Here is an 18,853-nt window from a genome sequence, read left to right on the forward strand (position 1 = left end):
GCGTCACACCTGGTGATGGCCTATGTTTCACCGGCGGGGTATTTGGCGTTTGCATAGGATTAAGGTCTAGAGTGCCGCGCGTGAAGGTGACCTTGCAGGAGATCCGGGAGCGGACCTACAAGCCGGTTGACGCGTGGTGGACCGTGCTTCTGGTCGACCCGCTGGCGTCCCGGTTGGTGCGTCTGGTCGCGCCCCATCGGTGGATCACACCGAACGTTCTGACGCTGTTCGCGACCGTGCTGGGTGTCGGCGCGATGGTTGGTTTCGCCATCGGCGATCGCTGGGCGCTGGCCGCCGGAGCGATCCTCTTCCACCTGAGCTTCGTCGTCGACTGCATGGACGGCAAGATCGCTCGACTGAACGGGACCGGCACGATATTCGGCCAGTGGCTGGACTTCGTTCTGGACCGGGTCCGGGTCTTCTTCTGCGCGATCACGCTGTTCGGCGGTCAGTACCTGCAGACCGACAACGTCGCCTACCTGTGGGTGATGGCGGTGGCGGTCTTCCTCGACCTCTTCCGGTACCTGAACAGCCAGCAGATGGCGAAGGTCCGGCGGGTCATGCGGGACCAGATCCTTGAGCTCCAGCCGCAGGTCGAGGCGCTGCCGGAGACGGCGGCCGAGCCGCTCGACGAAATGCCCGCCGCTCAGGCCGGCCCCCCGTCGTTCCGCCGCCGGATCGGCAACACGCTGCGCCGCAACCGGATCCGCACCCACCTGTTCAGCGGCATCGAGTACGAGATGTCGGTCTTCATCATCGGCCCGCTGCTCGGACTGGTCATCCCGGTCACCATCCTGGCCGGCGCGGCGCTGCTCGTCTTCGAGCTGTTCCTGATCCTGAAACTGCTGCGCGCCTGCCAGCAGCACCCGGCGAAACTGGCGGCCGCCCAAGCCGCGTACGCCGCCTGGGAAGCCGAGCAGGCCCCGCCCGCGAGCATCCCCTCCCCTGGCATTCCTGCGACGGGTGTGCCCACCTCCGTCTGATTCACCGATCCCCCAAGCTCCCCCAGCACCCTCGGCGCCCACGCCGGGGGTGCTCCTGTTTTGCACCCCTTCGGCGATCCGCCCTCACCCGGGCGCTGCCGAAATGGAGGTCATGAACCGGGAGAACGTGCCACTCACCGTGCGGCTGCGACTCGTGAGCGCCAACTCCGGCCGCCCTGTGCCCGGGTACGAGGTGGACCTCTGGCACTGCGACCGCCATTCCCACGATCGCGAATCCCGCGGCCGGCAGATCAGCGACCCGTCCGGCTGGGTGGCCTTCCCGAGCGCCTTCCCGGCCTCGTCGGCCGGTCATTGGCCGCACATGCACTTCGAGGTGCTCCGGAACTCCGACACGATCCACTCGGCCCAGCTGGCGCTGCCCGGGGACAGCCGGCACACCATGAGCCTCACCAGCGACACCTGCTTCACCGGCGGCTGGTCCCTGGAGATCCCGTCGGTCACCGGCGACACCCACCGGGGCCTGGTCGCCACCCGCACCGTCGGTCTCTGAACGCCGGACGGCACCGGCTAGATTTGCCCGATGCCGCGCCGCCGACTGCTGTACCTGCTCGCCGTCGTCGCGCTTCTCGGGCAGATGGCGTTCGCGATGGTGACCACCGCGATGCAGCAGTCACCGACGATCGACGAGCCGGTGTACGTCGGCGCCGCCGCGGTCTACGGCCAGCAGCACAGCCTGCGCTACAACCCGGAGCACCCGCCGCTCGGCAAGCTGTTCATCGCGGCCGGGCTGGCGTTCGCCGACGCGGAACTGGACCCGGCGTTCGAGGGCAACCAGACCCGGCTGGGGCGGCACCTGCTCTACGAGAGCGGTAACAACCCGTTCCAGCTGATGCTCCTGGCCCGGCTGCCGATCATCCTGCTGACCCTGCTCTTCGGCCTCGTGGTGCTGGCTTTCGCCCGGGACCTGGCCGGCCCGGCGGCCGGACTGATCGCCCTCACCCTGTACGCCTTCTCCCCCGACGTGATCGCCCATGGATCACTGGCGACGCTCGACGTGCCCGCGGCCGGACTGCTGCTCATCGCGTTCTGGACGGCGTGGCGGGCCCGCGGCCGGCCGAACCTCTACCTGCCACTGGCCGGGCTGGCGTTGGGCGCGGCCCTGGCGACCCGGATGAGCGTGCTTCCGGCCGTACCCCTGCTTGGTGGTCTCGCGGGCCTGTCCATGTGGAAAGCGCAACCGGCGCGGGTGGCCGGGAAGCGCTTGCTGATCGCTGCGGGAGCGGCGATCGGGGTCGGTGTGATCGCGGTGGCGACGGTGTGGCTGACCTATCTGGCGGTGGATCCGCGGCTGCGCTGGACCACCCCGGCCGGGCTGCCTGATCCCGGTGGGCTGCGAGGGCTCGCGGTGGACCTGATGCCGTTCCCGCAGGCATACCGGGACGGCATGCTGACCCAGTTCAAGTTCGAGAACCGGCTGTTCAACGGCTTCCTGCTGGGTGAGGCCTATCGAGGATCGCCGTGGTACTACATGCCGGTCGCGATCCTGATCAAGACGCCGCTCGGGATGCTGGTGCTCTGGGCGGCCGGCGCGATCACCCTGCTCGTGGTGCCGAGACTGCGGGCGGCGGCGCTCTATCTGCTGCCGGTCTCGGCCGTGCTGCTGCTGTTCACGATGACCGGGGCACGCAATTTCGGCACCCGGTACGTGATCTTCCTGCCGATGTTCCTGGCGGTCGCGGCGGGAACGGTGGCGCTCATCCGGTTCCGCTTTTCCAAAGAGATCACGGGTGTCCTGGTGCTGACGGTCGCCGCCGGATCCATCCTGACATTTCCCACTTATATTCCTTATTCGAATATCGCCTTCGGGGGCACCTCGAACACCCACAACACCCTGCACGACGCGAATGTCGACTGGGGACAGGATCTGCCCCGTCTCTCGTCCCGGCTGAAATCGGATTATCCGGGCGAACAGGTCTGGCTCGTCTACAAGGGCGCCGGGGTGCCGAACTACTACGGGATCGTGGCCGGCGACCCCTACAAGGTGCCCGAGGAGCAGGTACGCGGCCTGCTGGTGGTCTCGGATTCCCGGGTCGCCCTGGCGAAAGGCCGGCTGAAGAACCTGATCGAGTCCAGCACCGCGATCGACCACGTAGGCCACTCGATCACCATCTATCGACGCTGAAGCCGGTCAGGCCTTCCGGTTACTCGTCGGTAATGCTTAGGTGACACGATGACGCATTACGACATCGTCATCGTCGGCAGTGGCTTCGGCGGCAGCGTCAGCGCCCTGCGCCTGGCCGAAAAGGGATATCGGGTCGGCGTGCTCGAAGCCGGCCGCCGCTTCACCCCCGAGACTCTGCCCAAGACCTCCTGGGACCTGCGGAACTTCCTCTGGGCCCCGCGTCTCGGCATGCGTGGCATGCAGCGGATCACGCTGCTCAAGGACATCATGGTGCTCTCCGCGGCCGGCGTCGGTGGCGGTTCACTGGTGTACGCGAACACGCTCTACAAGCCGCCGGCGCCGTTCTTCGCCGACCCGAACTGGGCCGGGATCACCGACTGGGCGGCCGAGCTCGACGTCTTCTACGACCAGGCGTCGCGGATGCTCGGCGTCAACGAACAGCCCACCATGACGCCCTCCGATGTGGTGATCAAGCAGGTCGCCGAGGACATGGGTGTGGGGCACACGTTCCGGCGTACGCCCGTGGGTGTCTTCTTCGGCGAACCCGGCAAGACGGTGCCCGACCCGTATTTCGGCGGCGCCGGCCCGGACCGCACCGGCTGCGTCGAGTGCGGCAACTGCATGATCGGCTGCAAGGTCGGCGCGAAGAACCGGCTCGACGTCAACTATCTCCACCTGGCGGAGCGGGCCGGTGCGGTGGTGCACCCGGACACCGTTGTAACCCGTTTCCATCCTGCGGAGGGCGGCTGGCGCGTACAGACGAACAATGGCCTTTTCACCGCTGACCACGTGATCCTCTCCGCCGGGGCGCTCGGCACCCAGGGTCTGCTGCACGCCATGAAGGACACCGGCGTGCTGCCCCGGCTCTCGGACCGGGTCGGTCAGCTGACCCGGACCAACTCGGAGGCGCTGCTCGGGGCCGCCGTGAAGGAGGTGCCGGCGCAGCCCTACTCCTCCGGGATCGCGATCACCTCGTCGTTCCACCCCGACCCGGACACCCACATCGAACCCGTTCGGTACGGGCCCGGCAGCAACGCGATGGGTCTGCTCTCGACGCTGCTGGTGGACGGTGGCGGGCGGGTGCCACGGCCGTTGCGTTTCCTCTGGCAGGCGCTGCGGCACCCGGTCGTGCTGGGGCATTCGCTCTCGGTGCGGCGGTGGAGCGAGCGGACGATCATCGCGCTGGTCATGCAGTCGGTGGACAATTCGCTGACGGTTCGGCGTACCCGCCGTGGCCGGCTCACCACGAGCGTCGGGCACGGTGAGCCGAACCCGGTGTGGATACCCGTCGGCCACGAGGCCGTGCGCCGGCTCGCCGACCGGATCGGTGGCTTCCCGGGCGGGACCGTCGGGGACATCTTCAACATCCCGCTCACCGCGCACATCCTGGGCGGGGCGACGATCGGCGAGTCGCCGGCGTCCGGGGTCGTCGACGCGTACCACCGGGTTTTCGGCTATCCGGGCCTGCACGTCGTCGACGGTTCGGCGGTGCCGGCGAACCTCGGTGTGAACCCGTCGCTGACCATCACGGCGATGGCGGAACGGGCCATCGCGCTCTGGCCGAACAAGGGCGACGTTGATCAGCGCCCGTCGCCCGGCGAGGGATATCGCCGGCTGGAGCCGATCGCACCCCGCAATCCGGCCGTTCCCGCTCACGCGCCGGCCGCTCTGCGCCTCCGCGTCTTGTGATCCACTCGCTGCCCCTCGCGCCGGCGGCCGAGCCGTGTCTCACGACGGCCGGGCGACCGGATCCGCGGTTGCGGGAGCATGTGCTGGCCTACGGCGGGTTCCGCGGCGCCGGGCAGATCGCGCACCGGGTGCTGCCGCTGAACGTGGCGGTGCTGGTCATCGACCTCGCCGGAGGTGCCCGGACGGTTACCGGGCCGTCCTCCGGGCCGGTGCTGTCGCGGGACGTGCGCTGGGGTTTCGGGGTCACCGTCGCTTTCCGCCCGGCTGGGGTGCGTGCGCTGCTCGGGGTGCCGATGCCGGAACTCGCCGGGCGGTCGGTCCCGCTTGCGGATCTGGTCGGCAGCCGGGAATCGTCGCTGGTCACCCGCCTGGCGTCGGCACCGGGCTGGGGCTCGCGTTTCGCCATCCTGGACAGCTGGCTGATCGCCCGCAGCTCGGACACTTCTGATTTATCAGAAATGTGGGTAATGGAAGCCTGGCGCCGGCTCCAGCGTGGACCCACCCGAGTCGGCACCGTAGCCACCTCGCTCGGCGTCAGCCGCCGCCGGCTGGAGTCCACCTTCCAGCGCCGCATCGGCCTCACCCCGGGCACTGTCGCCCGCGTCGCGCGCTTCCAGCGCGCCACCGACATGCTGACGATGGGCACGCACCTGCCCAGACTCGCGCTCGATTGTGGGTACGCCGACCAGCCGCATCTGACCCGTGAGACAAAAGCCCTGTCCGGCCTGACCCCCACCGAGTTACGCCGAGCCCTGCACCGCGCCATGGGCTGACCGCGCGCATTCGTTCAAGACGAGGGGCCCGCGGCTTCGTAGCGTCGGTACGCATGACGCTCATCCTCACCGGCAAGACAGCCCTGGTGACCGGCGGCTCACGCGGAATCGGCCGTGCCGTGGTCCGGCGCCTGACCCGGGACGGCGCCCGGGTCGTGTTCACCTACCACTCGGCGGATCAGGCAGCCGCAGACCTGGCGGCCGAGACAGGTGCCGAGGCGGTCCGCTGCGACCAGGCCGATCTGTCCACCCTGCCGGACATCTTCACTCCGGTGAAGGACGGCCTGGACATCCTGATCAACAACGCCGGAGTGAACGACCCGAGCCCGATCGACAGCCTCACCCCGGCCGCCTTCGACCGGGTCATGACGATCAACGCGAAGTTCCCGCTCTTCGCCATCCAGGCGGCGATCCCGCTGCTGCGCTCCCCCGGCCGGATCGTCAACATCTCCACCCTGAACACCGCGATCCCCGGGCCGGGCCTGTCCCTGTACTGCGCCAGCAAGGCCGCGCTGGAACAGTTCACCGCGGTGGCGGCCCGCGAGCTGGGCCCCCGGTCGATAACGGTGAACACCGTCTCGCCGGGAGCGACCGACACCGACCTGCTGCACACCACGAACTCACCGGAGTCCCTGGCGCAGACGGCCGGCCTCACCGCCCTCGGCCGCCTGGGCACCCCGGACGACATAGCGGCGGTGGTGGCATTCCTGACGACACCGGATGCGGCCTGGCTGACCGGCCAGAACATCCGGGCCACCGGCGGCCTGCTCGTCTGACCATCCACCCGATTACGTGTCGACTTCAGTTCCAACCCGCACCCCAACTCGACACGCATCGGCGGAGGCTCACGGCGCGTTGCCGTCGGCCCACCGGGCGAACGAACCTGGCCGCCGGGCGAGCCGTCCGCCGGGGCGAGCCGTCCGCCGGGACGAGCCGACCGCCGGGACGAACCGACCGCCGGGACGAACCGACCGCCGGGGCGAGCCGTAGCTCAGACATGTCATCGGGCACGTATGAGGTGTCTGAGCTACGGCTGCTGGATGCGTGCCGTACACCAGACACGTAATCGCAGCCTCATGACATGTCTGGTGTACGGCTCGCCCCCGCGCCCACCACGGCTTGCGCTCGCGGTCGCTCGCACACCTGGAAAACTGCCGCAAGCACAAGCCGGGCCGCTCGGGACCGGGCCGCTCGGGACCGGCTTGTGGTTGCGGTTGTTTTGCTGGTGGCGGGTGGGTGTGGGTGCTTGTGCGTTCGCACGGGGGTGACAGGAAAAGGGCGCAACCATTTACGCAGGTCGCCCGGCGCGGGAGCGTAGCGACCCGCGCCGGGCCCTCGGCGGGAGCAGCGGTCTGGACCCACCGCCCCGCTGCGAAATGGATCTAAGCGATCTGCTGCCACCAGCCATCGACCGGCGGGGGGTTGTCGACGTCGATGCGCTCGCCGGGGCGGGGGATCGCGAGCCGGACGTCGCGGGCCTTGGCCTCGGACCAGGTGCGGTCGGCGGGTTCGGCCCAGTCGTGCAGGGCGAGATTGAACGTCGCCCAGTGGACCGGGATCATCAGGCCGCCGCGGACGTCGACGTGCATGGCGACGCCGTCCTCCGGGAGCATGTGGATGTCGGGCCAGGCGTCGCCGTAGGCACCCACCTGCACCAGGGTCGCGTCGAACGGGCCGTATTCGGCGCCGATGTCAGCGAAACCCGGGAAATATCCGGTGTCGCCCGAATAGAACACCTTGCGAGTCGGGCCGTTGATCACCCAGCTTGCCCAGAGGGTCTCGTCGCGGGTGAAGCCGCGGCCGGAGAAGTGCCGGGCCGGCGTCGCGACCAGCTCAATGCCGTTGACCTTGGCTTTCTCGTTCCAGTCGAGTTCGATGATGCGGGTCTCCGGAACGCCCCATTTCTCCAGGTGGGCGCCGACGCCGAGCGGCACCAGGAACGGCGCGGCCTGCAGGTCCACCAGGTTCTGGATGGTCACCATGTCGAGGTGGTCGTAGTGATCGTGGGAGATCACCACGGCGTCGAGTGGCGGCAGCTCACGCAGCGGCAGCGGCGGCTCGTGGAGCCGGCGCGGGCCGGTGAGGCGGGACGGGGAGCAGCGGTCGCTCCAGACCGGGTCGAGCAGGATCCGCCGGCCCTCGATCTCAACGAGCGCGGACGAGTGGCCGTACCAGGTCACGTGCAGCCCGGAGGCGTCCAGGCCGGGCGCCGGCTCGACCACCGGGATCGGCTGGTGCGGGTGGCGTGCCTCCCGGCCGGTCAGGGTGGCCGCGAAAACCTTGGGCATCGACGTGGCGGTGAGCATCGTCGCCGGAACGGTATTGCGGAACTTGCCGCCGGAGTACTGCGGGGACGACTCGACCCGGGTACGCCGGGAGCCGCCCGCCCGGGCGCCGAGCTGGGCGGGGAGGTCGCGGGCGGCCCAGACCGCCGCGGCGCCCAGGGCCAGAGCCATCACGGTACGGGTACGCGTTCGCTTCGCCATGTGACCAGTCTGACGGTCCACGGCCGTGCGCGACCACCACGTTCACCATGAAACACTCACGCCGTGACGCTCGACACCCTTCAGTCCCAGCAGCAACTCATCGTCCGCCAGCGGATCCGACTCATGGTCAACCAGTACGAGATCCACGCCTCCTCCCCGGACGGCCAGGAGTCCGGCCTGCTGGCGTTCGCCCAGCAGAAACGGCTCGCGTTCAAGGAGCAGGTGACCCTCTACACCGACGACACCAAACAGCAGCCGCTGCTCGGCTTCAAGGCGCGGCAGCGGATCGACCTGGGCGCGACCTACGACGTGACGGACGCGGCCGGGCAGCCGATCGGCCTGTTCAAGAAGAGCTTCGGCGCGTCGCTGCTGCGGTCCACCTGGGTGCTGGAGCAGCCCGGGTACGGCGAGATGACCGGCCAGGAACGCAGCATGTTCGTGGCGATCCTGCGCCGTTTCGTGGACTCGCTCTCCTGGCTGCCGTACCACTTCGACTTCACCATCGGCGGACGCCCGGCGTTCTCGGTGGTGCGCAAGTGGGGCCTGCGCGACCGCTTCCACGTGACGATCGCCGACCCGAACCTGGACCGTCGCCTGATCGCGGCGATGGCCGTCGCACTGGACGCTCTGCAGTCCCGGTAACCTGCACCGGATGGACGATCCCCGTGCTCACCGCCTCTTCGGCGACAGCCTCGTCGCCCCCGGCGACCTCGCGTCGAACCCCTTCCGGGTGGACCGGGACCGGATCGTCAGCTCGCCGTTCCTAGCCCGCCTCGCCGGCGTCACCCAGGTGATCAGTCCGGGCGGGGCGGGCCTGCTGGTGCACAACCGGCTCACCCACAGCCTCAAGGTGGCACAGGTGGGCCGGGCCATCGCCGAGCGGGTTCAGGCCGCACACCCGGACCTGACCGACAAGCTCGGCGGCTGCGACCCGGACGTGGTCGAGGCCGCCGCCCTGGCGCACGATCTCGGGCACCCGCCGTTCGGGCACCTCGGTGAGCGCGTGCTCGATCGGCTCGCCCGGCAGCGGCTGCGGCTTCAGGACGGCTTCGAGGGCAACGCTCAGTCGTACCGGATAGTGACGAGCACCGAGGTCCGGGGGCAGGCGACGATCGGGCTGAACCTGACGAACGCCGTCCGGGCCGCGATCCTGAAATATCCGTGGACCCGGCGCGAGCACCCCGATCCGCACCCGCGTTTCATGGATCCGGCGCCGCGTGGAGCCGCCGTGGTTCCGGACGATCCGGAGGGTGGGTCGCTGAAGTTCGGAGCGTATTCCACGGAAATTTCCGATATGAGGGCCGCGCGGGCGCCCTTCACCGGGCGGGTCGCCGACTGGCAGCAGACCGTCGAGGCGTCGGTGATGGACACGGCGGACGACATCGCGTACGCCATCCACGATCTTGAGGACGTGCATCGGGTCGGCGTACTCCAGCAGGGTGCCGTGGCCACCGAACTGATGGCCTGGCAGCGCTGGGGCGCCGAGACCGATCTGAACCGGGCCGGCGGCGCCATCGAGTCGCTGCGCCGCCAGCTGCACCGCAAGGACAGCTGGATCGCCGACGACGACGCCTTCGCCGGAGCCGTCGAGCTGGTCCGCGCCGAGCTGGTCGACGGGCTGCTGGCCCGCCCGTTCGACGGATCGATCGAGGCCGAGTCCCGGGTCGCCGCCTTCTCCGCGAACTGGACCCGCCGCCTCGTCGACTCCATCGAGCTGATCGGCCAGCCCGCGATCAGAAGCGGTCACGTGCAGCTGTCCCGCGCCCAGTGGCACGAGGTGCAGGTCCTCAAGTTCGTGCAGAACCGCTTCGTCCTGGAACGCCCCGACCTGGCCCTGCACCAGCGCGGCCAGGCCCGCCTGCTGGCATCGCTGGTCGAGGCGCTGCTGGCCTGGCTCACCGACCCCGAGGAGGAGCAGCGCCTCCCCCGCCGGCTCCGCGACCTCGTCGAGCTGGCCGAGGCCGAGCTACCGATCGGCACACCGGAACGCCTCAGCCGCGCCCGGGGCCGAGCCGTCATCGACTTCGTGGCCGGCCTCACCGACAGCCAGGCGGTGGGCCTCATGGAGGCGTTGTCGGGCCGCTCCCGCCAGTTGTGGACGGACGCGTTCGTGCTCTGATCTTCGTGAGCCGAGTGACCGAAAAGCGGATGGCCCGGCTTGGGTGGCGTGCGATCTCCTGAGCGCTTGATCGCGATTCTGGAGGCCGGATGGCGGGGCGGCACGTCATGACGGCCGTGCAGGTGACAGATCTGCTCGAAGCGCTCGACGCCCACCAGGTCGACGTCTGCCTCAGCGGCGGCTGGAGTGTGGACGCTCTCCTGGAGGAGCAGACCCGCGAGCACTCGAATCTCGACCTCTGGCTGCCGGCGGCGCATCTGGAGTGGGCGTTCCGGGCGTTCGCCGGGCGCGGCCTAGACCGGGTTTATCCCAGGCCCGGCGACCGGCCGTGGAACTTCGTACTCCACGACGGCGGCTCGACCCGCGTCGATCTGCATCTCTACGAGCATCTCGCCGATGGTCAGCTGCACTTCGGCTCGGCCGTGGACGGCCTGACGTTCCCGGCATCGGCGCTGGCCGGGCGTGGTGTGATCGCGGATCGGCCGGTGCGATGTGAGGATCCGGAGTGGGCGGTCCGCCGGCATACCGGTTACCCGGTGCGCGCCGCCGATCGCCATGACGTGCCGCTGCTCTGCGCGCGATTCGGAATCCCGCTCCCGGAGTCCTTCACCTGAGAGCCGCGAGCTGGAAGCCCGCGACCAGCAGACCCATCAGCGTCACGGCTATGCCGGCGGCTAATCGAACGGTGTGCGCCCACGCCTCCCGGCGATTCTGGCGAACACCGTGTTTGGCGGCGTGCACCTCGTGCCAGGCCGCGTGCACACGACCCATCCGGTACGCGACGACCAGCAACCCGCCGGCGGTCAGCGCCACGCTCACGTACGACATCAGAAACCCCCTGGATTGTGCGGTGACAGCCAGTTTGGGCTTCGCCACCGGAACAATCCAGGGGATATACCGACATGAAGGAAACGCCGGAGTACAGAAGGATACGAACCTATCTGTCGCCTATCGGTCACTTTCCGCGGCCGGAACGCAGATGGTGACCGCACCAGGCACCACCGACGCGGTGAATTTGCGGGTCTTGGCCCGGGCGCCGCCGTCGAGCTCGTATTCGAGCGGCGACTTCAGCTTCACGTCGATCCGGCGCGCCCGGGTGGTCCGCACGAACGGCGAGTTGTCCGAGCGGCCGACCGCCATCGTGCCGAGTGCCCGCGCCCACTGCAGCGCGCCCTGAGCCGTCGCGACACCGACGTCGAGCCAGCCGTCCTCCGGGGAGGCGCCGTCGAAGGCCTCGATGCCGCCGGTGATCGTGCCGACGTTGCCGATCAGCACGCAGCTGGCCTCGTCGTCGAACCAGTCGACACCGTCCACCTTGATCTTCGCCCGGGGCGCTTCGCCGTTGACGTGACGGATGCCGGTCCAGACGTACGCGAGCTTGCCGAACCGGTCCTTCAAAGCCCCGTCGGCGTCCTTGATCATCGCGCCGTCGAAGCCGACGCCGGCCATCACGGCGAAGTGTTCGCCCTCCAGCAGCCCCAGATCAAAGCGGCGCCGCTCACCGGTGAAGGCGATGTCGACAGCTTTGGAGAGGTCCGTGGGAATGCCAACATTTCCGGCGAAGAGATTTCCGGTTCCGGCCGGCATGATCGCTACCGGGATCTTGCTGCCACCCTTGGTGGCCGCAAGGGTGTCGAGCGCGCGCTGGACCATACCGTCACCGCCCCAGACGACAAGCAGGTCCACATCGGCCTTGATCGCCTTGCGAACCTGCTTGGGCGCCTTGCGGCTTTTCGGCACTTCGAACCAGAGCAGCTCGTCGACGCCCTTGCCGGTGATGCATCGGCGGAGTTCGTCGAGCCCTCCTCCGAGGGTCTTCCGCTGGTGAGCAACGACGGCGATTCTGCGGGGGGTACGCATATCGCCGCCGTTACCCAGAATCAGCGGAATCCGAAACGGCTGCGCTTCTTACGGCCGAACGTGTTCTGCAACGTGTCCGCGCCCTGGCGCAGGAGACGGGTGCCCCGGCTGGCACCACGACGCCGCTCGATGGTGTCACTGAGCTTGCGGGCGCCGGCCGCGCCGAGGGGGACGAGAATGGCGGTCAGGATAATTTTGCGGGCAAAGTTCCAGATCATGCCCACCTAGTACCCACATTTGAAGATCAGTTCACGGTGTCGCGCATCCGCTGTTCAGCGGCCGCGCTGCGGATCACCATGAGCCGCAGCTCAAGCTCGTCGGCGACGATCGAGGCCAGGTGTTCCAGAGCCTTGAGCTGACGCGTGTTGGCGTCCCGTGGCCGGCTGTCGATCACGTTGACCGTGCCGAGCCGGTAACCGTCGTGGGTGCGGATCGGCGCGGCGGCGTAGAAGCGCAGGCCCAGCTCGCCCCGGACCAGCGGGTGATCCAGCGTGCGTGGATCGACGGCCGCGTTGTTGATCACGTAGACGTCGTCCTGGGCGATCACCGAGGCGCACAGCCCGGGTTCCTTGCCGACCTCACGGACACCGGCCAGGCCCTGGCACGCGGCCAGCCAGACCCGGTCCTGCTCGACCAGGGAAACCGTCGCGATCGGCGTCTCGAAGATGGCGCCGGCCACGAAGGCGATCCGGTCGTACGCGTCCTCGACCGGCTGGTCCACCATGCGATAACGGCGCACCGCCGCGAGCCGGGCCTCCTCGTTGTGCTGGGGGCCGACGTTGTCCAGATATTCGTAGGCGTGAGACGACGCTGTCATGGACGCCAGCCTATGTCCTCAGCAGGCTGAACGTCGCACAAGAAGTCAGTCAGAATCGGGCGAACGACCGCACTGGCATCCGGGGGCCAAATTTCGGCGCACCGATCCCACCGAGGGCGAAAAGGTCGCAGACCCGGCCCCGATGGCCGCGGAACGGTTCCAGCAACTCCAGCATCCGCTCGTCGGTACCTCGCGCCTCACCGGCCAGCGCCCAGGCCACCGTGTTCGGGATGTGGAAGTCGCCGACGCTGACCGCGTCCGGGTCGCCGAACGCGTACCGCACCACCTCGGCCGCGGTCCACCGGCCGATGCCGGGCAGCGCGGTCATCCGGGTGGTCGCCTCGGCCGAGTCCACGCAGCGGTCGAGCCGGGCGGCGACCGCGGCGGCGCGCAGCAGTGCCTGGGTGCGTCGCTGCTCGACGCCGAACGGATGGAAGACCCAGTAGGCCGAGGCCGCGATCGCGGCGGGATCAGGCGGGAGCACGAGATCGACCGGGCCGGGTGCCGGCTCACCGAAATACCGGCAGATCGCCCGGTATGACCGGTGCGCCTCTTTCCCGGTGACCTTCTGCTCCAGGATCGCCCGCAGCAACCGCGGGAAGATCTGCCCGGTAGCCGGCAGCCGCACACCGGAAAAGGTCTTCGCGAGCCTGCTCACCAGCGGATTTCCGGCGGCCATCTCGTCGAATCCGGTGAGGTCGTCGCGCAGCCCCGCGATCGCGTCGGCGCGGTCGACGACCCACGTCGCTCCCGGCCCATGGCCGGTCGCGATCAAATCCCCCGCGGCGCGAGCCAGGTGCAACACCGCCGGCCCTTCCGGGGTACGCACGGACAACCAGAACTCGCCGTCCCGCAGCATCCCGCAGGGGTCATGTTTCGGCACCAGCAGCGGCCGCACCGAGGTGCCGAAGGCATAACGCTCCGGCGGCGTCATCCGGCGGCTCACGGTCACCGGGCAACTATCTCACCAGCGCCGGTAAATGGGCAGGCCGATGGCCCTGACCTTGCTCCGGGGTCAGGGCCATCGGGCGGTGAACCGGACACCCGAGAAAGGTCCGGTCACCCAATGCGGAGTGCCTCCCGGTGGTGGCCGGTCGGCCCGTCGCGTTCATCCGTCCAGCAGGGGAGAGGACGGCCGGCTGCGCCGGAGGGGGGTCCCGGACCGAAATCCGGTCCGGCGCAGCCGTGCGGCGGTGTGCTCCGCGTTCAGGTGGTCGTACGGTCAGCCGCGAACGCGGATCCGCACCGAGTCGAAGGCGGGGGTCTGGTTGGCGCGTTCCATCATCGGCGTACGGTGCGAACCGTCACCGGCCCACGAGGAGCACTGGAACGTACCCGCCTCGGGCAGACCCGGGACCTGGATGGTCACGGTGTCCGGCGTGGCGCTGCCCTGACGGTCCTCGGTCGCGACGAAGAACGCCGGGACCGGCTCCGGGGCGGGCGCCTGGTTGGTGCTCGCAAGGATCCGGCACGCGGTGTGGAAGTGGCCACGGACCAGGCCGTTCTGCAGAACGCTGCTCTCCACGTAGTACCCACCCTGGCCGGCCGCGAGGAAGCGGTCACGGATCAGGTTCCGGGTGCTGATCTGCAGCGTGAACGGGGTGTTCACGTTGACCTGGCGAGGCGCCTGGGTGATCAGCAGCGTGGGGTTGTTGGCGGCCGCGCCGACCTCACCGAACTCGGTGGAGACGCAGCGGTCACCACGCTGGAAGCCGTCGTGCGCCTCCAGGTTGGAGGTGTCGCAGCTGTTGGTGAGGATGCCGAGACCGGCGCCGGGCGGCGGGGTCGTGGCGGTGGGAGCCGGTGCGGGGGCCTCGGTCTCCTCTTCCTCCTCGGCCGGCGGCTGCTCCTCGGCCGGGGGCTGCTCCTCCTCGGCCGGCGGCGCGGAGGTCTCCTCGCCGGCGGGAGGCGCGGAGGTCTCTTCCTCAGCCGGCGCGGAGGCTTCCTCGGACGGCGCGGCGCTGGCGTTGCCGCCACCGTTGTTACCGCCGTTGTTGTTGCCACCGTTGTTGTTGCCGCCACCGTTGTTGTTGCCGTTCCCGCGGCGGCGGGCCTGGGTGGTCGCCTCCGTGGTGCCCTCCTGGTTGGCGACGTTGTTCATCACCCAGGTACGGCATCGGGCGCGGACCTCAGCCGCGGTGGCCACGTCACCGGCGCCGTCGTCGGCGTGCTGGGTGACCTTGCCGTTGTTCGTGGTGTACGTGCCCTGCCGAGTCTCGGTGGAGAGGCCGACCTTGTTGGGGGCCGCCAGGTCGTCACAGGCGGCAAGGGCCCGCTTGGTGGTCTTGTCGGTGCTGGCGTTCGAGACCTGGGTGACGGTCACGATGCCGCCGAACGCGACAAGCGTGGCGGCGACGGCGATGATGCGGCGCCGACCGCTGAACCACGTCGGGGAACTGGCGCGCCGGTACTTGGACCTTCGCATGGGTGACACCTTTCATGGTCGCCGTGGGCGAGTCGAAGACCTAGCGCGCCCGGAAGATGCGCATGGTCGTGATTACCCCGACCACCAGTGCGGCGGCGAGGACGAGCAGGATGACTGTGTTGCTGAGGCCCGGGATGCTCCCGCCCTCGGTTGCTGCGACCAGCATCTGGTTGTCGATCGGAACCGGACCCTGACCCGCGGCCGCCGGGGCCGCCGCAGTGGGCAGCGCCGAGTAATCGACGATGCCGCTGCTCTCCAGCAGGGTCATGTGCGTCATCACGAACTGGTTCGTCTGCTGTGCCAGCTTGCGGACCGTGTCGTTACGCGTGGTGGCCCGGATCGAGGCGATCGCCGGGAAGATCTTCCCGTGCGCGGCCCGGAGCCGATCGATGAAGATCTGGTCGAACTGGGCCGGGGTGGCCGCGTTCCGCATCTCGTTCAGCCAGACCTGCTGGTCACCGTTGGGCTGGCCCGGAAGGCTGATACCCAGCCTCTTCGCTGCCGCGCGGTCCAGGTTGTCGAGCGAGACGTGCTGCTCGGCGATCGCCTTGCCAATCTTGACGACCGTCGGGTTCTCGGACTTCTCCTGGGCCATGTTCCCTGCGGGAACCTCCCAGAGGCCGGCGAGCCGGACCTTGATCACGAAGTCCCGATCAGCGGCGCTGACCGTACCGGCCCCCTTGTCGGTGAGCCCGGTGTTCGGGGGGATCGGGACTGCGTCATCGGCGTGTGCGGGCCCAGCCGGCGTCAATAGGAACGCCAGGGAGAGGGCCAGGGTGCCGACCAGCCATCGGGGAATACGGCGGGTCTTCATCTCTCTCTCCTCCCAGCTTCGATCAGTAGCTGTAGTCGCTGCCGGTGTCCGACGCCTCGTCCGAGGACTCCGCGTCCTCCGCGGCGGGCGGCGCGACCGGCTTCGAGATCTTGGGAAGGCAGGTCAGGTTCTTGGTGCCTTCGGGGGTGATGACGAACCAGGTGCCGCTGACGTTCTGGCCCTTCCACTGACCCGGCTTCTTGTCGCCGATGTAGCGGTAGAGCGGCCAGCCCTTGAGGGTCAGCTGCTTGGTGCCGTCCGCCCGGGTGACCGTGCCGACCAGCGACTCGTCCACGCCGTCCAGCGAGGGCGTGCCGTCGTTGGTGAGCGCGGCCGGCCAGATCGCGGCGCAGTCGCCGTTGCAATTCGACTTGGCCGGGTCGTCCTCGTCCTTGTCGAAGCGGTACAGGACGAAGCCGTCCTGGTCCTGAACGGTCTCGCCCATCTTCGCCACCTTGGTGGCGGTGAGCTGCGTCGTCGTCAGCTCTTCGCTGATCTCCGGGGTGTTCGCCTCGTCGGCCGGTGCGGCCTCCTCGGTCGAGTCAGGGTCGGCCTCGGCAGTCGAGTCAGGGTCAGCCTCGGCCGTCGCGTCAGCCGCGCCGGGCGTGGCAGCGACCTCGTTCGACGCCGGCTCAGCGGCGTTCCCGTAGTCGGCGGCCGCGGTGTTTTCGCCGTATCCGGCCGGGGCGCAACCAGGCAACGCGACGATCGCCGCGAGTGCCGCGCCGAGAACCATCAACTTCCGCTTCTCCGGTACCACAGGTCCTCCAGCTGATTAATGGCGTTGCCATTTCCGGCCAGTAGTACGGAGACCGTGTGAAGTCGGTTGAACATTCGGGTCGATCAGTTTGGAGAAATTTCCTTTGAACCATCCACCTGCGGCATACGTAAAGACATGACCCATACGTGAAAAAGGCCCGGCCGCCGAAGCAGCCGAGCCTTTTAGTGTTCGTACGGTTACGGAACGCGAACCAGCGCGTCCCCCGGACCGTTCGCCGTGATCTCCTGCACCTGGAGGTGGGCGATGTCCTCACGGGCGGTGCCGGTGACGGCCTGAAGCAGCAGCGGTGCCGGGTTGGCAGCGGTGCCCCAGCCCTTGTCGCCGATGTCCCAGGTGGCGAGCAGCTCGGCCGTGCCGTCGGTACGCACCGCGTACAGGCCGCACTTCTTCGGGCCGGTGATGTTGGAGACGGCGAAGGAGACCTGGGTACCCCAGTCCTTCTCCTCCAGGCCGACCGCCAGCGCGACGTTGGTCCGCGCGTCCGCACCGCTGTACGTCTTACCGGGCAGCTCGGTGCCGCCGAGGCCGACGCCGTCCGAGTTCGGCAGCGGGTCGAGCTGGCTGCTGGAGCTCTGCGCCCCGGTCTCCGGCGCGGTCGCGTCGTTGCCCAGCCAGCGACCGCCGGCGAAGAGCGCGCCGATCGCCAGCATCGCGAAGACCACGACGGCGGCGGCCAGCGAGTAGAGCCTGCGGCTGTTCGCCCGGCGACGCTCGGTACGCACTTCGCGGAGCATCTTGTTGAGCACCTGGCCGTCGCGCTCGGACTGCTCGGCGGCGATCAGCGCTTCCGCGTCGACCTCCGACAGAATGTCCGCCACCTGGACGAACGACTCCAGCTCCAACGCACACTGGGGGCATTCGATCAGATGGTCCTCGAACCGCGAGGCATCGTGGTCGTCGAGCACGCCCAAGGCGTACGACGCGACGTCGTAGTGCTGTTCCTGTGTCATTCGGTCACCCCCCGCTGTTGCAGAGCCGTCCGCAGGGCCCGAAGAGCGTAGTAGACCCGCGACTTGGCCGTGCCGAGCGGGAGGTTCAGTGACTCCGCTGCCTCGGGGACGGTTCGTCCACGGAAGTACGTCTCGATCAGGATCTCCCGGTGCGAGTGGCTCAGCTGCCGGAGCGCGTCCGACACCGTCATCGATTGCAGGACCTTGTCGGTCTCGTCGGACGTGGTCGGGAAGCTCTCCAGCTCCCGATCGTACGTCTCCGCGGGGCGCGCGTTGGCGCTGCGGTGCTCGTCGATGGCGATGCGGCGGGCGACCGTGACGAGCCACGGCCGCAGTGACTGCTGGCCCTGTGCCCCGAGCCGGTGCGCGTTGCGCCAGGCTCGCAGCAGGGTTTCCTGCACGATGTCCTCCGCGCGCTGCCGGTCACCGCCGGTCAGCCGCAGCACGAACATCAGCAATGGTCCCGCATGCTCTTCGTAGAGCATCTTGACCAGCGTGTCCTCGTGGCTGGGACTGCTGCTCGGAGCGGCCTCGTGCCGCGGCGTCTGCCGCGGGATCACTGTGCCCTCGTCGCGTGAGTGGTTGCCGCCATCGAGAGCTTGCCACCTACCACCGGAGTGTTGCCGTGCCATCACACGCACCCTCTCCGGCGCGAGCCGATCCTCGGCCACCGCATGCATCGATACCTCCGCCCGGACCTTTCCCCGTCGCCTGAAGTACGGCTGGGAAGGGCTGCCGGGATCAATGCCGGCGCGAGATTTTCCGGGACACTCGGTCTCAACGGTCCTCCGCTGCGATCGTGAACGAGAGGCGCACCGGTCGGAGATCACCCTCCGTATTGATCTACGACGATTCGAGCGCCAGGTAAGGCGGAATGATACTCAGTGACAACCGACCGTAGACATGGTCCTGAGAATAATTCTCCCCTAAGCGGGAGAGCGCGATCTCACAGCGTGAACCTACGATTTCGTAGGGTTGACGAGACTGCGTAACAAGTGGTGAAAGGTGGGGTC

General features: G+C 68.7%; 20 protein-coding genes. 9 read left to right on the forward strand and 11 right to left on the reverse strand.

Annotated features, from left to right (window positions below; translation table 11 throughout):
* Positions 1-80: 80 nt before the first annotated feature.
* The 6 genes from ACQP2E_RS31935 (at position 81) to ACQP2E_RS31960 (ending at position 6,364) form a co-directional block, all read left to right on the forward strand.
* Positions 81-983, forward strand: a complete 903-nt coding sequence (locus tag ACQP2E_RS31935; protein ID WP_433826686.1) for a CDP-alcohol phosphatidyltransferase family protein — start codon at positions 81-83, stop codon at positions 981-983.
* 103 nt (positions 984-1,086) lie between these two features.
* Positions 1,087-1,494: a hypothetical protein gene (locus tag ACQP2E_RS31940; RefSeq protein WP_433826688.1), complete on the forward strand. Its 408-nt coding sequence runs from the start codon at positions 1,087-1,089 to the stop codon at positions 1,492-1,494.
* 30 nt (positions 1,495-1,524) lie between these two features.
* Positions 1,525-3,126 carry an ArnT family glycosyltransferase gene (locus ACQP2E_RS31945; RefSeq protein WP_433826689.1) on the forward strand — a complete coding sequence of 534 codons (1,602 nt, stop codon included), beginning with the start codon at positions 1,525-1,527 and terminating at the stop codon, positions 3,124-3,126.
* Between the two features lie 48 nt (positions 3,127-3,174).
* Entirely contained in the window at positions 3,175-4,815 is a 1,641-nt protein-coding gene (locus ACQP2E_RS31950) for a GMC oxidoreductase (protein ID WP_433826691.1), read from the forward strand.
* Positions 4,816-4,883: 68 nt separating this feature from the next.
* Positions 4,884-5,588 carry a helix-turn-helix domain-containing protein gene (locus ACQP2E_RS31955; protein WP_433826692.1) on the forward strand — a complete coding sequence of 235 codons (705 nt, stop codon included), beginning with the start codon at positions 4,884-4,886 and terminating at the stop codon, positions 5,586-5,588.
* 53 nt (positions 5,589-5,641) lie between these two features.
* On the forward strand, positions 5,642-6,364 hold the full coding sequence (locus tag ACQP2E_RS31960) for an SDR family NAD(P)-dependent oxidoreductase (RefSeq protein ID WP_433826693.1): 723 nt from the start codon (positions 5,642-5,644) through the stop codon (positions 6,362-6,364).
* Positions 6,365-6,970: 606 nt separating this feature from the next.
* Here the strand turns inward: ACQP2E_RS31960 and ACQP2E_RS31965 are convergent.
* Positions 6,971-8,074 carry an MBL fold metallo-hydrolase gene (locus ACQP2E_RS31965; protein WP_433826694.1) on the reverse strand — a complete coding sequence of 368 codons (1,104 nt, stop codon included), beginning with the start codon at positions 8,072-8,074 and terminating at the stop codon, positions 6,971-6,973.
* Between the two features lie 123 nt (positions 8,075-8,197).
* Here ACQP2E_RS31965 and ACQP2E_RS31970 point away from each other — a divergent pair, with 123 nt between their 5' ends.
* The 3 genes from ACQP2E_RS31970 to ACQP2E_RS31980 all read left to right on the forward strand — a co-directional run bounded on the left by ACQP2E_RS31970 (position 8,198) and on the right by ACQP2E_RS31980 (position 10,807).
* Entirely contained in the window at positions 8,198-8,716 is a 519-nt protein-coding gene (locus tag ACQP2E_RS31970; RefSeq protein WP_433834111.1) for a hypothetical protein, read from the forward strand.
* A 10-nt stretch (positions 8,717-8,726) separates the two neighbouring features.
* Entirely contained in the window at positions 8,727-10,193 is a 1,467-nt protein-coding gene (locus tag ACQP2E_RS31975; RefSeq protein ID WP_433826695.1) for a deoxyguanosinetriphosphate triphosphohydrolase family protein, read from the forward strand.
* 107 nt (positions 10,194-10,300) lie between these two features.
* Positions 10,301-10,807 (forward strand): nucleotidyltransferase domain-containing protein, encoded by a 507-nt coding sequence (locus ACQP2E_RS31980; RefSeq protein WP_433826696.1) that lies wholly within the window; start codon positions 10,301-10,303, stop codon positions 10,805-10,807.
* On the opposite strand, the gene ACQP2E_RS31985 is transcribed toward ACQP2E_RS31980, so the two are convergent.
* The 10 genes from ACQP2E_RS31985 to ACQP2E_RS32030 form a co-directional block, all read right to left on the reverse strand.
* Positions 10,800-11,021 (reverse strand): hypothetical protein, encoded by a 222-nt coding sequence (locus ACQP2E_RS31985; RefSeq protein WP_433826697.1) that lies wholly within the window; start codon positions 11,019-11,021, stop codon positions 10,800-10,802. The genes ACQP2E_RS31980 and ACQP2E_RS31985 overlap by 8 nt on opposite strands.
* A gap of 120 nt (positions 11,022-11,141) precedes the next feature.
* Positions 11,142-12,053, reverse strand: a complete 912-nt coding sequence (locus ACQP2E_RS31990; protein ID WP_433826698.1) for a diacylglycerol/lipid kinase family protein — start codon at positions 12,051-12,053, stop codon at positions 11,142-11,144.
* A gap of 20 nt (positions 12,054-12,073) precedes the next feature.
* Positions 12,074-12,271, reverse strand: coding sequence for a hypothetical protein (locus ACQP2E_RS31995; RefSeq protein ID WP_433826699.1), 198 nt, complete (start codon positions 12,269-12,271; stop codon positions 12,074-12,076).
* A 26-nt stretch (positions 12,272-12,297) separates the two neighbouring features.
* Positions 12,298-12,870 carry a GAF domain-containing protein gene (locus ACQP2E_RS32000; protein ID WP_433826700.1) on the reverse strand — a complete coding sequence of 191 codons (573 nt, stop codon included), beginning with the start codon at positions 12,868-12,870 and terminating at the stop codon, positions 12,298-12,300.
* A 49-nt stretch (positions 12,871-12,919) separates the two neighbouring features.
* Positions 12,920-13,804, reverse strand: coding sequence for a DNA-3-methyladenine glycosylase family protein (locus tag ACQP2E_RS32005; protein ID WP_433834112.1), 885 nt, complete (start codon positions 13,802-13,804; stop codon positions 12,920-12,922).
* 288 nt (positions 13,805-14,092) lie between these two features.
* Positions 14,093-15,295, reverse strand: coding sequence for a Pecanex-like protein 1 (locus ACQP2E_RS32010; protein WP_433826701.1), 1,203 nt, complete (start codon positions 15,293-15,295; stop codon positions 14,093-14,095).
* A 40-nt stretch (positions 15,296-15,335) separates the two neighbouring features.
* Positions 15,336-16,109 (reverse strand): DUF4142 domain-containing protein, encoded by a 774-nt coding sequence (locus ACQP2E_RS32015; protein ID WP_433826702.1) that lies wholly within the window; start codon positions 16,107-16,109, stop codon positions 15,336-15,338.
* A gap of 22 nt (positions 16,110-16,131) precedes the next feature.
* Positions 16,132-16,845, reverse strand: a complete 714-nt coding sequence (locus ACQP2E_RS32020; protein WP_433826703.1) for a hypothetical protein — start codon at positions 16,843-16,845, stop codon at positions 16,132-16,134.
* Between the two features lie 221 nt (positions 16,846-17,066).
* Positions 17,067-17,840 (reverse strand): hypothetical protein, encoded by a 774-nt coding sequence (locus tag ACQP2E_RS32025; RefSeq protein ID WP_433826704.1) that lies wholly within the window; start codon positions 17,838-17,840, stop codon positions 17,067-17,069.
* Positions 17,837-18,520 (reverse strand): sigma-70 family RNA polymerase sigma factor, encoded by a 684-nt coding sequence (locus ACQP2E_RS32030; protein WP_111651549.1) that lies wholly within the window; start codon positions 18,518-18,520, stop codon positions 17,837-17,839. The genes ACQP2E_RS32025 and ACQP2E_RS32030 overlap by 4 nt, the downstream gene beginning before the upstream one ends.
* Between the last annotated feature and the right edge of the window lie 333 nt (positions 18,521-18,853).

The organism is Actinoplanes sp. CA-015351 (assembly GCF_050955685.1).
In the GTDB taxonomy this organism is placed as follows: Bacteria; Actinomycetota; Actinomycetes; order Mycobacteriales; family Micromonosporaceae; genus Actinoplanes.

Excerpts from the sequence above, each read along its gene's own strand:
- ACQP2E_RS31940 (WP_433826688.1), top strand. The coding sequence starts at position 1,087 with ATGGAGGTCATGAACCGGGAGAACGTGCCACTCACCGTGCGGCTGCGA.
- ACQP2E_RS31945 (WP_433826689.1), top strand. The coding sequence starts at position 1,525 with ATGCCGCGCCGCCGACTGCTGTACCTGCTCGCCGTCGTCGCGCTTCTC.
- ACQP2E_RS31950 (WP_433826691.1), top strand. The coding sequence starts at position 3,175 with ATGACGCATTACGACATCGTCATCGTCGGCAGTGGCTTCGGCGGCAGC.
- ACQP2E_RS31960 (WP_433826693.1), top strand. The coding sequence starts at position 5,642 with ATGACGCTCATCCTCACCGGCAAGACAGCCCTGGTGACCGGCGGCTCA.
- ACQP2E_RS31965 (WP_433826694.1), bottom strand. The coding sequence starts at position 8,074 with ATGGCGAAGCGAACGCGTACCCGTACCGTGATGGCTCTGGCCCTGGGC.
- ACQP2E_RS31970 (WP_433834111.1), top strand. The coding sequence starts at position 8,198 with ATGGTCAACCAGTACGAGATCCACGCCTCCTCCCCGGACGGCCAGGAG.
- ACQP2E_RS31975 (WP_433826695.1), top strand. The coding sequence starts at position 8,727 with ATGGACGATCCCCGTGCTCACCGCCTCTTCGGCGACAGCCTCGTCGCC.
- ACQP2E_RS31980 (WP_433826696.1), top strand. The coding sequence starts at position 10,301 with ATGACGGCCGTGCAGGTGACAGATCTGCTCGAAGCGCTCGACGCCCAC.
- ACQP2E_RS31985 (WP_433826697.1), bottom strand. The coding sequence starts at position 11,021 with ATGTCGTACGTGAGCGTGGCGCTGACCGCCGGCGGGTTGCTGGTCGTC.
- ACQP2E_RS31990 (WP_433826698.1), bottom strand. The coding sequence starts at position 12,053 with ATGCGTACCCCCCGCAGAATCGCCGTCGTTGCTCACCAGCGGAAGACC.
- ACQP2E_RS31995 (WP_433826699.1), bottom strand. The coding sequence starts at position 12,271 with ATGATCTGGAACTTTGCCCGCAAAATTATCCTGACCGCCATTCTCGTC.
- ACQP2E_RS32000 (WP_433826700.1), bottom strand. The coding sequence starts at position 12,870 with ATGACAGCGTCGTCTCACGCCTACGAATATCTGGACAACGTCGGCCCC.
- ACQP2E_RS32005 (WP_433834112.1), bottom strand. The coding sequence starts at position 13,804 with ATGACGCCGCCGGAGCGTTATGCCTTCGGCACCTCGGTGCGGCCGCTG.
- ACQP2E_RS32010 (WP_433826701.1), bottom strand. The coding sequence starts at position 15,295 with ATGCGAAGGTCCAAGTACCGGCGCGCCAGTTCCCCGACGTGGTTCAGC.
- ACQP2E_RS32015 (WP_433826702.1), bottom strand. The coding sequence starts at position 16,109 with ATGAAGACCCGCCGTATTCCCCGATGGCTGGTCGGCACCCTGGCCCTC.
- ACQP2E_RS32020 (WP_433826703.1), bottom strand. The coding sequence starts at position 16,845 with ATGGTTCTCGGCGCGGCACTCGCGGCGATCGTCGCGTTGCCTGGTTGC.
- ACQP2E_RS32025 (WP_433826704.1), bottom strand. The coding sequence starts at position 17,840 with ATGACACAGGAACAGCACTACGACGTCGCGTCGTACGCCTTGGGCGTG.
- ACQP2E_RS32030 (WP_111651549.1), bottom strand. The coding sequence starts at position 18,520 with ATGCATGCGGTGGCCGAGGATCGGCTCGCGCCGGAGAGGGTGCGTGTG.